The 13,770-nt window shown below is 62.5% G+C and carries 14 protein-coding genes; 7 read left to right on the top strand and 7 right to left on the bottom strand.

Annotated features, from left to right (window positions below; genetic code table 11):
- Positions 1-217: 217 nt before the first annotated feature.
- A complete protein-coding gene (locus N2A41_RS11175; RefSeq protein WP_017964526.1) occupies positions 218-601 on the top strand; it encodes an Hpt domain-containing protein in 384 nt (127 codons plus the stop codon).
- Positions 602-861: 260 nt separating this feature from the next.
- On the top strand, positions 862-1,182 hold the full coding sequence (locus N2A41_RS11170) for a 2Fe-2S iron-sulfur cluster-binding protein (RefSeq protein WP_003540151.1): 321 nt from the start codon (positions 862-864) through the stop codon (positions 1,180-1,182).
- Between the two features lie 314 nt (positions 1,183-1,496).
- Here N2A41_RS11170 and N2A41_RS11165 read toward each other — a convergent pair whose 3' ends face one another.
- Positions 1,497-2,123: a DUF922 domain-containing Zn-dependent protease gene (locus N2A41_RS11165; RefSeq protein WP_260110950.1), complete on the bottom strand. Its 627-nt coding sequence runs from the start codon at positions 2,121-2,123 to the stop codon at positions 1,497-1,499.
- A 101-nt stretch (positions 2,124-2,224) separates the two neighbouring features.
- Here N2A41_RS11165 and folP point away from each other — a divergent pair, with 101 nt between their 5' ends.
- Genes folP through folK form a run of 3 tightly spaced genes read left to right on the top strand, consistent with a single transcriptional unit; the run spans position 2,225 to position 3,967 of the window.
- The gene (folP, locus tag N2A41_RS11160; RefSeq protein WP_260110949.1) at positions 2,225-3,094 is read left to right on the top strand and encodes a dihydropteroate synthase; all 870 of its coding nucleotides are present in this window, start codon (positions 2,225-2,227) and stop codon (positions 3,092-3,094) included.
- On the top strand, positions 3,091-3,456 hold the full coding sequence (gene folB / locus N2A41_RS11155) for a dihydroneopterin aldolase (protein WP_017964523.1): 366 nt from the start codon (positions 3,091-3,093) through the stop codon (positions 3,454-3,456). Before folP ends, folB begins: the two co-directional genes overlap by 4 nt.
- Positions 3,449-3,967: a 2-amino-4-hydroxy-6-hydroxymethyldihydropteridine diphosphokinase gene (gene folK / locus N2A41_RS11150; protein WP_017964522.1), complete on the top strand. Its 519-nt coding sequence runs from the start codon at positions 3,449-3,451 to the stop codon at positions 3,965-3,967. Before folB ends, folK begins: the two co-directional genes overlap by 8 nt.
- Before the next feature lie 68 nt (positions 3,968-4,035).
- Here folK and N2A41_RS11145 read toward each other — a convergent pair whose 3' ends face one another.
- From N2A41_RS11145 to N2A41_RS11130, 4 genes are all read right to left on the bottom strand, one after another.
- Positions 4,036-4,587 (bottom strand): hypothetical protein, encoded by a 552-nt coding sequence (locus N2A41_RS11145; RefSeq protein ID WP_017964521.1) that lies wholly within the window; start codon positions 4,585-4,587, stop codon positions 4,036-4,038.
- A 210-nt stretch (positions 4,588-4,797) separates the two neighbouring features.
- Complete coding sequence (locus N2A41_RS11140; RefSeq protein WP_260110948.1) at positions 4,798-5,877, bottom strand: YcjF family protein; 1,080 nt, start codon at positions 5,875-5,877, stop codon at positions 4,798-4,800.
- A complete protein-coding gene (locus N2A41_RS11135; RefSeq protein ID WP_260110947.1) occupies positions 5,874-7,349 on the bottom strand; it encodes a YcjX family protein in 1,476 nt (491 codons plus the stop codon). Before N2A41_RS11135 ends, N2A41_RS11140 begins: the two co-directional genes overlap by 4 nt.
- Positions 7,350-7,424: 75 nt before the next feature.
- Positions 7,425-7,919, bottom strand: coding sequence for a SixA phosphatase family protein (locus N2A41_RS11130; RefSeq protein WP_170255780.1), 495 nt, complete (start codon positions 7,917-7,919; stop codon positions 7,425-7,427).
- A 276-nt stretch (positions 7,920-8,195) separates the two neighbouring features.
- Between N2A41_RS11130 and dksA the strand changes: the two genes are divergently transcribed.
- A complete protein-coding gene (dksA, locus tag N2A41_RS11125) occupies positions 8,196-8,615 on the top strand; it encodes an RNA polymerase-binding protein DksA (RefSeq protein ID WP_017964517.1) in 420 nt (139 codons plus the stop codon).
- 141 nt (positions 8,616-8,756) lie between these two features.
- Here the strand turns inward: dksA and N2A41_RS11120 are convergent, their stop codons facing one another.
- Together N2A41_RS11120 and N2A41_RS11115 are read right to left on the bottom strand one after the other, a co-directional pair.
- Positions 8,757-9,392 carry a DUF1062 domain-containing protein gene (locus N2A41_RS11120; protein WP_260110946.1) on the bottom strand — a complete coding sequence of 212 codons (636 nt, stop codon included), beginning with the start codon at positions 9,390-9,392 and terminating at the stop codon, positions 8,757-8,759.
- A 382-nt stretch (positions 9,393-9,774) separates the two neighbouring features.
- The gene (locus N2A41_RS11115) at positions 9,775-10,845 is read right to left on the bottom strand and encodes a flagellar biosynthetic protein FliO (RefSeq protein ID WP_260110945.1); all 1,071 of its coding nucleotides are present in this window, start codon (positions 10,843-10,845) and stop codon (positions 9,775-9,777) included.
- 299 nt (positions 10,846-11,144) lie between these two features.
- Between N2A41_RS11115 and cckA the strand changes: the two genes are divergently transcribed.
- The gene (cckA, locus tag N2A41_RS11110; protein ID WP_260110944.1) at positions 11,145-13,748 is read left to right on the top strand and encodes a cell cycle histidine kinase CckA; all 2,604 of its coding nucleotides are present in this window, start codon (positions 11,145-11,147) and stop codon (positions 13,746-13,748) included.
- Positions 13,749-13,770: the final 22 nt, after the last annotated feature.

Raw genomic sequence — 13,770 nt, 5'->3', positions numbered from 1 at the left:
CACAATTAATGAAGGCTTGAGATTCACGGCTCGTTAACCCGTTGTTAACATCTTTGAATCCGAGGCATCGCTTAAAAACCAATAATTTAGGGATATTTAACGGACGTTAACCATATGGCGAGATTTCCGCCCTGAATGTGCCCGAATTTAACGTGATGGCCACTCTCCGGACGCAGAACTGTTGCAACTGCGGACGATAGAGACGGGAGAATTGGCAATGGCAGCCCAGATGGCAGCATTGAACATCGTATTCGAGGCGCCGGATAATGCAAAGGGACCGTGTCCTTCGAAGGTCCGGCCGATCGATCTGGTCCATCTCGCTAAGCAGACGATGGGCGACAAGACGTTGGAAATCGAAGTCCTTCAGATGTTTGCGCGCCAGGCCCGTGCCTGCCTCCAGGATATTGCAAGCGGCGAAACCATCCGTATTGGCGCAGCCGCGCACCGGCTGAAAGGTGCGGCAAGCTCCGTCGGCGCGTTCCGCGTGTCGCAGACGGCGGAAGCCGTCGAGGAAACCGGCGGTGATGCCGGCGCGACGGCAGCGCTCGGCGCTGCCGTTATCGACGCCGAGAATTTCATCCTGAAGCTCTGCCGCGGCTGATCTCTAGGTCTTCACCGACGCATGTCGCTGTGCCAAAACCGCCGCATATTTTTGGGCGATATGCATGAGGTACCGTTCGAACGAGGCCCGTTGTTCCATTGCGGAACCACGGGTCTTTTTGCGACGTCCCTGATGACGCTTTGAAGACGGCGGGCGAAGGCCCGATCTGCGAGGCTGTCGCGGATTTCCCAATGTTGACTGACGCGTCGAATTGTCGGAAGAAAATCCGCCCATCCACCTGAAGACCGGAAATAGTTCTGATGCCCAAACTTACCATCGTCGCCTTCGACGGCACGCGCTTCGACCTCGACGTCGACCAAGGCTCCACCGTGATGGAGAATGCCGTGCGCAATTCGGTGCCCGGCATCGAGGCCGAATGCGGCGGCGCCTGCGCCTGCGCGACCTGTCATGTCTATGTCGACGAGGAGTGGACGGAGAAGGTCGGCCAGCCGGAAGCGATGGAAGAGGACATGCTCGACTTCGCCTTCGATGTACGCCCGACCTCGCGGCTGTCCTGCCAGATCCGGATGAAGGCCGTCTATGACGGGCTCGTGGTGCACGTGCCGGAACGCCAGGCCTGAAGCGCAGCGCTTCAAACGTCGCCGAAAAATTCGATATCAAAAAAGACGCCTCGCGCGCTAGAGCGAGCGAGGCGAGGCGGGCGCATTACCTACGGATGAGGGAGGAACATCCGCGGCTTCGGAACGCGCCAGGAGAACCCAGCGATGAAAGTGCAGATGCCGTACCTGAACTTTCGAATGTGTTCATATTAATGCGTTCCGGTTGAGTCTGCCAGGATGAAAAATGACCATTCAATCGCTGGGGAGGGTGCAAGTTTCGCACAAGTTTCGTTGTGCAGCTAAGGTTTTCCGCTCGCAACAAGACTGAAAAAGCCTTATTTTGCGCTGGCTCGACCATTGATTCGATTGTTCAGCAACCTCAACATGCGCTTCTGAAAATTGACCGCCTCGACCCGGTCGAATCGCGCCTGCTGCCGGTCGTGCTCCTCTATACCGCGAGCTGATTCGCCGGAGACGAGTTCCTGCATGGCTTCGCAGCTGCGCTGCTGCGGCAGCGCCCGGATGGCGCGCTCCATGGCGCGGGCCTGATCACGGGCGATCTCGGCATGGCGCTCCTCGTGGCGCTTGATATCGCTCGACAGAGCGTCCCAGATCATCGACAGCTCCTTGCTGGCGCCCTTGCGGCTGCTCCAGCGCGGCAGGATGATCTGGGTGTGAACCGTGACCTTGACGCTGCCGACGCGGCAGCGCCCGTTATCCTGAATGTAGGTTGCCTCGCCGCCGAAGCGGATCTTCGTGGCGCCGGGATGACGCGCCGAAGAGCCGCTCGCTGTCGGCCCGCGCCGGCTGAGTTCGCGGTCGAGCTCATCCGCGGTTTTGCCGCGAATGTCGAAATAAGAATAGCTTTTCGATGCGATCACTTCGGCTGCCACGGGGCTGCAGAGGGAAAGAGCAATGGAAAAGGCGATAGGAAGGACCATATAACGCACTGCAAGCGGCATTCTGAACGCAACCCGTGTTGAAATCGACGGGAGCTTGGGGCATAGCCACCACAAGCGCAATATCGGATGGCGCTTTTTTCGTCTCCAATGGGATAAGTCTGGTGACAGGGCTCGAAGGCAGATTGTGGCGTGTCGGCCATGGCCGAGAGATCGAACTCGGCCGTCGTTCGATGATCATGGCGATCATCAACGTGACGCCGGACTCCTTCTCCGACGGCGGACGCTTTGAAACCGTCGATGCAGCAGTCGAACAGGCGTTGCGGGCGGTGAGCGAGGGTGCCGGGATTGTCGATATCGGCGGTGAATCGACCCGGCCGAACGCAGCAACCGTCAGCCCTTCCGAGGAGCAGGCGCGCGTGCTGCCCGTCATAGAGGCGCTGCGCGGCCGTACCAAGGCGCTGATTTCCATCGACACCTATCGCGCCGAGACGGCGCGGCTGGCAATCAGTGCCGGCGCCCACATCGTCAACGACGTCTTCGGGCTGCAGAAGGAGCCCGATATCGCCGATATAGCCGCGGTGACCGGAGCCGGACTCTGTATCATGCACACCGGTCGCGACAGGGTAAAACTTGTCGATGTGATCGCCGACCAAGTGCATTTCCTCGAGCGGTCGCTTGCGATCGCCGCTTCGTCAGGCGTCAACAGCGATCGCATCGTGCTCGATCCGGGCTTCGGCTTCGCCAAGGAGACTGCGGAAGAAAACCTGGAACTGATGGCGCGGTTTTCCGAACTTTCCCGCTTCGGTCTGCCGCTGCTCGCCGGTACGTCGCGCAAACGTTTCCTCGGCGCGGTGACGGGGCGTGAGGCACAGGACAGGGATGCAGCGACGGCTGCGACCAGCGCACTGCTCAGACTTCAAGGGGCTGCGGTTTTCCGCGTGCACAATGTCGCAATCAACAGGGATGCGCTTGATATCGCCGATGCTATGCTCAATGCGCGCCAGGAATTCGAGAGGAAGCGGCCGACATGACCACCTACACGATTACGCTGCAGAACTGCGCCTTCTTCGCGCGCCACGGCGTGCATGACGAGGAGGAATTCCTTGGTCAGCGCTTCTTCGTCGATGCCGAGCTCGATGTCGTCGCCGGCGAGGCGCTGGAAAGCGATTCGATCAACGATACCGTCAATTACGGTGTCGCCTTCACCGTGATCGAGCAGATCGTCACGGGCAAACGGCGCTACCTGATCGAAGCACTGGCGCTCGACATCGCCAAGGGGCTCTGCGAGACATTCCCGCAGGTGCGGCGGGCGAAGATCACGGTGCGCAAGCCGAACGCGCCGGTCCCTGGCGTGCTCGATTTCGTGCAGGTGAGCGTTGAGCATTTTGCCTGAGGCCGCACTGCAATCCGCCACACTCGGTCTCGGCGGCAATATCGGCGATCCCGTAAAGGCGATGGCGGCGGCGCTGCAGAGGCTGGACGGACGGGACGACTGTCGGGTTACGGCGGTCTCGCGGCTCTATCGCACGCCGCCCTGGGGCAAGACGGACCAATCCTTCTTCTTCAACGCCTGCGCCGCCGTCGAGACCAGGCTGGCGCCTGAGGCTTTGCTCGATGTCTGCCTGTCGATCGAACGCGAAATGAAACGCGAGCGCATCGAGCGCTGGGGGCCGCGCACGCTCGATATCGACGTGCTGACCTATGGCGATGTGGTCCAGGACGCGCCGCGGCTGGAACTGCCGCATCCGCGCATGACCGATCGCGGTTTCGTGCTGATGCCGCTTGCCGATATAGCGCCGGGTCTGCTCGTGAGGGGCAGGGCGGTGAGTGAGTGGTTGTCGGATGCGGAGGTGACCGGAATCGAGGTCGCAGACGATAGTCGCGACTGGTGGCTGAGCGCCTGAAGCAAGGGGACCTGAAACGCAAAACGGCGGAAACCCGCCGCTTCAGGAAAATCCGCTGTGGGATTTGCCTACTCGATGGAACCGACGGCCATCTCGTCGACCTGGCGGGTCAGCGTCAGGCCGATGACCGGCACCATCTGACTTTCGACCTTGACCGAAACGGTGACGTTCATCGTCTTGTCGTCGCGCACGCGGGCGATCATTGCGCCATTCAGCTTGGCGCGGTTGATGCCGACGACGACGGTATCCTCGGAGACGGCGCCGGAGACGACGTCAAGGCCCTTGCCGGCGGCGCCGTCGAGGAACTTGCCCTTGTAGGTCGAGCCCGACTGCGAGATGACGGCGGTCATCGGCTGCTTGAAGACGCCGACGCGGCAGGTGCCGTCGAGTTTGATGCCGGCGCTGCTGTCGCCTGTGGGCTCACCGATCAGGTTGCAGGTGAATTTCGTGCCCTTATATTTGCCGGCGACGATTTCGCCGGGGCCCTTCCATGAGCCGGCGACGGAATCGAAGAAGGCCTTGTCACGGGTTGCAGCAGTGGCTGCCGGAGCGACATCTGCGACGGGAGACAATGCCGCGGCGGCCAAGCCGCATACGATGAGAAACTTGCGCGAATACATGGATTTTCCTTGGCAAACACCACTCACGAACTGGCTGCAAGTTTTGCCGAAGAATGGTTAATCCTTCCTTTCAATTGTGCCGAAATACGAGGCAGCGTACGGCTTTCGTGCGGCATCGATTTTAAACTCCCGTCACTACATTATTGAATCTGTTGAAACTTCTCTGGCATTACGCAAGGGGAGTCGAAAGCTGCGGAATCGCTGTTTCGTTCAAGGATTGTTGCCGCGCGGCGACATGGACGGGGTGAGATCGCCGATGAAATCACCGATTCCCGGCCGCTTCAGGGCGCGGAAGGCGAGCGGACGACAGAGATCCATCGCAGCGATTCCGATGCGGGCGGTCATCAGGCCGTTGATGACGCCTTCGCCCAGCCGCGCTGAGAGCTTGGAGGCCAGTCCATGGCCGAGCACCTGCTGCACCAGGTTATCGCCGACGGCGATCGAGCCGGTGACGGCCAGATGCGCCAGCACGTCGCGCAGCAGGCGGAACATGCCGAGCGTGCCGGGACGGCCGCCGTAAAGCTCGGCCATGGCGCGAATGAGGCGCACGGCCTCATAGAGCACGTAGAGCAGGTCGACCACGGCGCGCGGGCTGACGGCGGTGACGATCGAGACGCGCTTGGAGGCATTGACGATCAGGGCGCGGGCTTTGCGGTCGAGCGGAGCGAGCAGTTCGCGCTCGGCCAGCGCGATCAGATGCGGGGGATCGATGACCTCGCCCTCGGTCGCCTTCAGCGTCGCACGGCCCTTCGATGTCTCGGGATCTGCCGAGAGCAGCGCAGTCAGCTGGGCGACGACGGCGCGCGCCTTGGCCGGCCGCGTCTCGATGATCGCCGCCTCGGCTTCGGCCTTGATCTTCTGGACGGCGGTAAGGCGCATCATGCCGATGGTTTCGCGGATGGCGAGGGCGAGTACGGCGAGAATGCCGACCGCCAGCACGGCAAGGGCCGCATAACCCAGCCAGTCGGCGCGGGTGAAGAGATCGCGGATCAGGCTATCGGTCCAGAGGCCGATGGCGAGCGACAGCAGGATGCCGAAGGCGCCGGCGGCGATCTTGCCGAAGGAGGTCCGCCGCTTGCGCGGCGCTGCAACGGGGACCGCGCTCAGATCCTTGTCGGGATTGAGGAAGGGATCGTCCTCATCAGGCGTCACGACGATATGCTCCGAGAAGCTTTCCGGCTTGCGCCGCTCACCTCCTTGCCGGCCGTTGTCACGCCGCTCGGTGGCTTCGTCCTCATAGCTGAAGGCGGCGGGCGCGCGGCGCGGCGGATCGGACGGGGGCTTGCTCATGCGAGACGGTCTCCGAACAGAAACTGCATGGCACGGTCGAGGCGAATATGCGGCACCGACAGCTTGATGCCGCCGCCGGTTTCCTCAAGATGCGGCGGGCGGAACCTGACGACATTGACATCGGGCAGCTGCACACCGGTTACACGCGAGGCGATGAGGTCGAACAGGCTTTCCGGATCCTCCGGCAGGTCGCCGGGAAAGATCGCGGTCTTTCTCTGGCCGTCAAAGCGCTCGCCGGCAATGGCTTCGCCCTCCATCGGCGTGCCGACGATGACCGGCAGTTCATGGCCGTCACGCTTGACGGTCGCCTCGCGGGTGGCCCGCACGGAGGCAAGCGCCATGACGTCGATGCCGGCGCCGGCGATGCCGATGCGGTCGATGGCGCGGTCCACCAGGCGGCGGGTCAGCGCGTCGAGCCGGTCGTGGCTTTCATGGTGGAGATGATCGGCCTTGGTGGCGGCAACCAGTACGCGGTCGATGCGCCGCCCGAGCAGGGAGGAGAGCAGCGAATTGGTGCCGGGGCGGAAGCAGGCAAGCACATCGGTCAGCGCGCGCTCCAAATCCTGCACGGCTTCGGGGCCGCGGTTCATCGCCTGCAGCGCATCGACCAGGACGATCTGGCGGTCGAGGCGGGCGAAATGCTCGCGGAAGAAGGGTTTGACGACGACGGATTTATAGGCCTCGTAGCGCCGCTCCATCATCGTCCAGAGCGAACCGCGGCCGGCACGTCCGTCCGGCGGCAGAGCCAGCGGCGCAAAGGTCAATGCCGGCGAGCCGTCGAGATCGCCGGGCAGGAGCAGGCGGCCAGGCGGCAGGGTGGAAAGCGAGCGTTCGTCGGCCTTGCAGGCTTTGAGATAATCGGCAAAAGCGGCGGCGAGGTCGCGGGCGATCATCTCGTCGGCGCCGGCATGGATGTCAGTGGCGCGCGTCAGCGCCAGCCATGGGCGCGACAGCTCGGAGCGGACGCCGGTTTCGGCAAGTGCCAACGTTTCCTCGCTGAAGGTGCGGTAATTCTTGCCGAGCAGCGGCAGGTCGAGCAACCATTCGCCGGGATAATCGACGATATCGATCGACAGGCGGCCGGGCGAAAACAACCGGTTCCAGCCGCTGGCGCTCTGATAATCCAGCGTGATGCGCAGCTCGGAGATGGCGCGGGTCGAATCCGGCCAGATACGGTCCTTCACCAGCGCGCGGATATGGTCCTCGTACTGGAAGCGCGGCACGGCATCATCCGGCTGCGGTTCCAGCCGCACCGCCGAGACGCGGCCGGATTGGACCGGCTCGAACAGCGGCAGTCGGCCGCCATGCAGCAGATTGTGAACCAATGAGGAGATGAAGACCGTCTTGCCGGAGCGGGAGAGCCCGGTAACGCCGAGGCGCACGGTCGGATTGACGAGGCCGCTCGCCCGGTCGGCGAGATTATCGAAGGCGATGCGGGCGTCATCGGCAAAGGATGTCAGTCGTGGCGGCAAGGCGCGATTCCGGTTGGTGACTGACGGCAATATAGGAAGGGCGCGCCGCCCGCGAAAGAAGCGGCGCGAAAGTCTTCAGACGACCACGAAATCGGTGAGGCGCCAGACTGCGGCGGAAGCGTCGTAATCGACGACGGCAAGGCCTGCCGTCGGGAAGCCGCCGGGAAGCGCGCCTGCCATAGCCTCGTGACCGATCAGCGCCTCCAGCGCCTGCTCCATTGTCGGATTGTGGCCGACCAGCATGACAGCAGCCTCGTCCTGCGAATCGATGATCTCGAGATAGTTGTCGACCGTGGCGTTATAGAGCGCGTCGACATAACGAACTTCGAGCGTAAGGCCCATCGCCCGGTACACCGCATCGGCGGTATCGCGACAGCGCAGCGCCGTAGAACTGATCAGAAGATCGGGACGGTAGCCCTTGTCGGCGGTCTTATCGGCGATGATTTCGGCATCGCCGAAGCCCTTTTCGTTGAGCGGCCGGTCGAAATCGCGCTGCCCGGGTTCGGCCCCGGCGGCCTCGGCGTGACGCAGCAGATAGACGCGGTTGGGCGGAGGCAGGGGTACGGTCATGGGAAAATCCAACATCCAGCGGGCCTTTTCAGTAGCGGTTGCAATCGGCCGGCGTCAACCGTCAGCGCTGCTCCAGCTGCCCAAAACGCGGCCGATAACACGGCGTTTTGAAGGCGAAGCAAAAAACGCAGGCCCGAATAATGATGAGAAAATAGTCTGTTAGCCGAAAACTGTGACAGATTTAAAAATCTGTTTACCTGTCGTATTTGGCTTGAATCGCGGCTAGCGCTTGGGATATACACCCCGCCAGATGAGATGTTCTTCAGGAGAATCGCGTTGAGTGAGAAGATCGATCTTAGCAATTACGTTCCCTCGGAAGAGGAAGAGTTCATGAACGTAAACCAGCGTGCCTATTTCAGGGCCAAGCTGGTTGCATGGAGAAATGATATCCTTAGAGAAGCGCGCGAGACACTCGACCATCTGGCCGAGGAAAGCGCAAACCATCCTGATCTCGCTGACCGAGCGTCGTCGGAAACAGATCGGGCGATCGAACTTCGCGCCCGTGACCGGCAGCGAAAGCTGATTTCCAAAATCGATGCGGCACTGCAGCGCATCGAAGACGGCACCTACGGCTATTGCGAGGAAACCGGCGAACCGATCGGCCTCAAGCGCCTCGACGCCCGCCCGATCGCGACACTGTCGATCGAGGCGCAGGAGCGTCACGAACGCCGCGAAAAAGTCTATCGCGACGAATGAGAGTTTTCATGCAGGCATGAGAGCAGAATAGGCGCCGCGATCGGATCGCGGCGCTTTTTCGTTTATCCATTGTCCGCGCGTGTTGGAGAACAAGCCGCAAAGGTCCCGAGATTCGAGCCTTTGTGGCGGCGGGTTTGACGACTACAGCGGATCTCCCGACGCCAGAGGCTTCCACGATTGCTCTCGGTCAGCTTCCGTGGCGAGGTCAATCAACACCAGGGTGCCATTCCTGATCCGCCGCCGCATGACGTCTGCTCGATCAGGATCTGTCCGAACCATGCCTTCATCGTGAAGAGCCTGCAGCCGCGAGCGTGAAATCTTCAGCTCGGACGCCAGCAGGCGGTCAAGGCGTATGCTCGTTGGAAACGGGACCAACAGTTCGATTGTCAATCTCGTCCAATGTGCAGTTTCGCGCTGCATCTCCTTCGCGATTTCAAATTCGACAAATTCGTCCACACGCTTCGATCTGCGTCGGAGAGCATCGAGGTTGAAGGTTTCTGCCCTGATCCAATCCGGATCGTTGGACTGCAGCGCAGCAAGGACGCCAGGATCGATGTCGCGAACATTCTGGCGCTCGAGGATTGGTCGATTCCATGTCCTTTCACAGGTCAGGCATTTGTAGATAAGCCAAGCGTCAAGCTTGCGACCGTTGGCGTTGAGCCGGATCTTGCCGCTGGATTGGAAAGCTCTCAGGCCTCCGCATCCGCCGCATGCAATCCAAGGCTGGGGAGCTGTCTTGGGAACAACGGTCCATCGGACCCGAAGTGTATTGCACATACCGTCTTGGTCTTCCGTTCGGAAGTCCACCAGGATGGTGCTTGAGAAAACCCCTACGGGCGCGGTGTGGCGATGTTGTGGGCGGCTGAAGAGCTGAGACAGCGGAGCTGCACATGGCACATTGTAACAATGCCAGACCGGTCTCTCGCCACCACCCGATGAACGTGTTCATACGCCGTCAGCGTGTCGCTGTCCGGCAGTACGGGTGAAACTGGAGTGAGACCGGTATTTACTTAGGCAAAGTATGACCTCGACGCGCCAATGCTCTTCAACCGAAGCGATAACAAATTATCAGCACAAGATGGAGCCCCCTGACACATCGGGAACTGAAAGTCGCCGCATTGCGGCTTTTATGCAACTTGAAGCCGGACTGCGTTTCCGCTCACTTGTCGCGGTTGACGCTCATCTCGCCGAAGATGCGGGCGACTTCCTTTTGCAGATCGGTATCGGCGCCGGTGATCGGGGCCATTTCCGGATCGCGGCGCGGCAGGTTTCCGGGTTGCGGCGCTCCGTGCCGGGGCGCCTGGTTTGCCGGCGCCGGCACGATGCGTTCAGCCGTCAGATTGTTCGACATTTCCTGTTCCAGCACCCGCTGGAAATCAAGACGGCTCGCTGCTGCCGACTGCGTAGCCGAATCGTCTTCGGCGCTACCAGGTGCGGCGCGTGCGGCCGCCGGCATCTCCTGGACAGGCGGGGCGGAGACCTCGGGTTCGATGCGGTGCTGCGGCAGCACGCGCTGACGGGCGGCTTCGAGGATCTCGGCGGCACTTGAGGTATCGTGGAACGGTGCGGGCTGCGCCGCTGGGGGAGCGGCGGGACGCTCCGGCGGGCGCGGCTGGGGCGGGGCAGCACGCAGATTGTCGCGTTCGACGGCCGACAGCGGAGCAGTCACCGGCTCTGCCGGAAGAGGGCTCGTGACCACCGGCGGTGCCACGGCCGGCTGGACAGGCGGTTGGGTCGACGGCTCTGGGCGCGGGCGCGGCTCTGGCGAAGCCGGCGCAGCGAAAGAGGGCTCGGCGGCGGGCTCGACGCGGGCTGCGACCGGTGGGCGCGGTGGCGAAACCGGTGGCGTTTCCTGTGGCATTTCCGGCGGCGCGACGGATATCGGCCGCTGCTCGACGGGTTGCGGGCGGCTGGCGCCGTCCGGCTGTTCGGCCGCTGCCGGCAGGATACGGCTTTCGATGACGATATCGCTCGGGCCGCCGATCATGATCAGGTGCTCGACGTCGTCGCGGCGCACCAGCACCAGCCGGCGACGGGCATCGACGGCTGCGGCATCCAGCACCTGCAGGCGCGGCTGGCGATTGCGGCCGCCGCGCACGAAGGGCGAGGGCGCCCGGCTGCGGATCACCCAGAGCACGATGATGAGCACGAGAAGCGCCAGACCGACGCCACCGGCCGCAAGCAGGAAACGGCTGCCATAAGCTCCGACAACATCATCCAACATAGTCACTTACTCCATTTCGCATTCGGCACATATTGACGACTTTTCCGTTCCTTAGGCAAGGGCCGCCGGTGCTGTCCAGTCACGGGAGAACGCGATTTCGTGTTCCGCTGCTTGGCACCCGGCGACCTTGCGCACGGGTGGCAGCGTTGGCTTCCGGGGCAGATGGCGCTGTTGCCTGTGAATTCAAGCAGTCTTGCCGGCTAGCGGTGTTTTTGCCGACGCGGCAAATTGCTAAGAAGGTAAAGAGTGCCTGATTCCTGCTTCGTGTTCGTGCTACGAAGCAGGAGGGCTTATGTGAGGAATATATGACGAAACCGCGTCAGGCCGACGACTATAACGCACCGCTTGTGGATCGTGGGGGGCGTTCTGGCACGGTCTTGCGCATTCTTCTGCTGGCGCTCGTGCTGATCGCGGCTGCCGGCGCCTTCGTTTTCTTCAAAAAATCGCTCGACAACGAGGTCGTGCTTGGCGGTCTCGGCGTGCTCGCCATGGTCGGCATCTTCTTCCTGGTATCCTCGGTCATCGGCTTCATCGAGGTGATGCCGCAGCGCCAATCCGACAGCCTGGCGCGCGCTTTCCTCAACAGCCATCCCGATGGTACACTGATCACCGACGAAAAGGGCCGGATCATCTATGCCAATGCCGCCTATGGCGCGCTGACCGGCGCGCGCAAGGCGACCGAGGTGCAGACGCTGGAAACGTTGCTGTCGCGCCACCGCGAATCCAACGAGGCGCTCTACAGGCTGGTCAACGGCCTGCGCGAGGGCAAGGAAGGCCGGGAGGAATTTCGCCTGCTGCGCGCCGTCGGGCCTGGCGGCAACAGCTCCGGCGCGCATTGGTACCGGCTGAAGGCGCGGCTGCTGCGGCCGGAGGAGAACGGCGGCAAACCGCTGCAGATCTGGCAGATCACCGACATCACCACTGAGCGCGACGACCAGGAGCGCTTCTTCAAGGAATTGCAGAACGCGATCGATTATCTCGACCACGCGCCGGCCGGCTTCTTTTCCGCCGGCAGGAAGGGTGAGATCTTCTACCTGAATGCGACGCTTGCCGAATGGCTGGGCCTTGACCTCACCAAATTCGTACCGGGCTCGATGACGATCGGCGACGTCGTGGCGGGCGAGGGACTGGCGCTGATCCAGTCGGTGCAGGCCGAACCGGGTCTCAAGAAGACCGTGACGCTCGATCTCGACCTGCGCAAGAGCAACGGCCAGAGCCTGCCGGTGCAGATCGTCCATAGCGTCACCTCGATGCGCGACGGCGCGCCCGGCGAAAGCCGGACGATCGTTTTGGCGCGTGAAAAGAGCGATGCCGCCGGCCAGTCCGCTTCGGCCGCCGCCATGCGCTTCACGCGCTTCTTCAACAATACGCCGATGGCGATCGCCTCGGTCGACGGCAACGGGCGCATCTTGCGGACCAATGCGCCGTTCCTGAAGATGTTCTCCGCCGTGGTTTCGCGCGATGATCTCGAAAAGGCGCCGCATCTTGAAACCATCGTGCAGGAGAGCGACCGGCCGCAGCTGGCCGCGGCGCTGGCGGCGGCCAAGGACCGGCAGGGCGACATCGCGCCCCTCGACACCCGCACGCCGACCGACGAGGCGCGCTATTTCCGCTTCTATGTCAATGCCGTCATCGACCAGAGCGACGAGGCGCCCGAGGAGGCGGCGATCGTCTATGCCGTCGAGGTGACCGAGCAGAAGGCGCTGGAAGCGCAGATGGCGCAGACGCAGAAGATGAATGCTGTGGGAACGCTTGCCGGCGGCATCGCGCATGATTTCAACAACGTGCTGACGGCGATCCTGCTTTCCGCCGACCACCTGTTGCTGCAGGCGCGGCCGGCCGATGCCAGCTTTGCAGACCTGATAGAGATCAAGCGCAACGCCAACCGCGCCGCCGTGCTGGTGCGCCAGCTGCTCGCCTTCTCGCGCAAGCAGACGATGCGGCCTTCAGTGCTGAACCTCACCGATGTCGTCGGCGACTTGCGCATGCTGGTCGACCGGCTGCTTTCCGGCACCAATGTCAAGCTCGACGTGCAATATGGCCGCGACCTCTGGCCTGTCAAAACAGACCTTTCGCAGTTCGAGCAGGTGCTGATCAATCTCTGCGTCAATGCCCGCGACGCAATGCCCGACGGCGGCACGCTGACACTCCGCACCCGTAATCTGACCGCCGCCGAGGTCTCGGCTTTCAACTATTCCTACATGCCGGCCGAGGACATGGTGCTGGTCGAAGTCGCCGATAACGGCACCGGCATCGCGCCTGAGATCATGGACAAGATCTTCGAGCCCTTCTTCACCACCAAGGATGTCGGCAAGGGCACGGGACTTGGCCTCGCCATGGTCTACGGCATCGTCAAACAGTCGGGGGGCTATATCCAGCCGGAATCCGAAGTCGGCAAGGGGACAACCTTCCGCGTCTTCCTGCCGCGCCACATCCCGGAGCCGGCAGTGGCGGCAGAAGCGGGTTCGATCGACGGCGCCATCGCCGGGGCCGACGTGGTGCCGCTGCCGGTGTCGCCGCAGCAGCCGGAAGACCTGACCGGATCGGCCGTCATCCTTCTCGTCGAAGACGAGGAGGCGGTGCGCCGCGGCGGCAAACGCATGCTGGAAACGCGCGGCTATACCGTGCACGAGGCGGGCTCGGGCGTCGAGGCGCTGGCCATCTTGGAAGAACTCGACGGCAAGGTCGACATCGTCGTCTCCGACGTCGTCATGCCCGAAATGGACGGCCCGACGCTGCTGCGCGAGCTGCGCAAGACCTATCCCGACATGAAGTTCATCTTCGTCTCGGGTTATGCCGAAGATGCCTTCGCCCGCAATCTGCCGCCGGAGGCGAAATTCGGATTTTTGCCGAAGCCGTTTTCACTGAAGCAGCTAGCTGTTGTGGTCAAGGAGACGTTGGACGGGTGAGGGGCGGTGGGCGTCGGAGGGC

The sequence above is a fragment of the Rhizobium sp. SRDI969 genome (genome assembly GCF_025152725.1).
In the GTDB taxonomy this organism is placed as follows: Bacteria; Pseudomonadota; Alphaproteobacteria; order Rhizobiales; family Rhizobiaceae; genus Rhizobium; species Rhizobium leguminosarum_I.
This window is presented reverse-complemented; position numbering and strand designations above follow the sequence as displayed.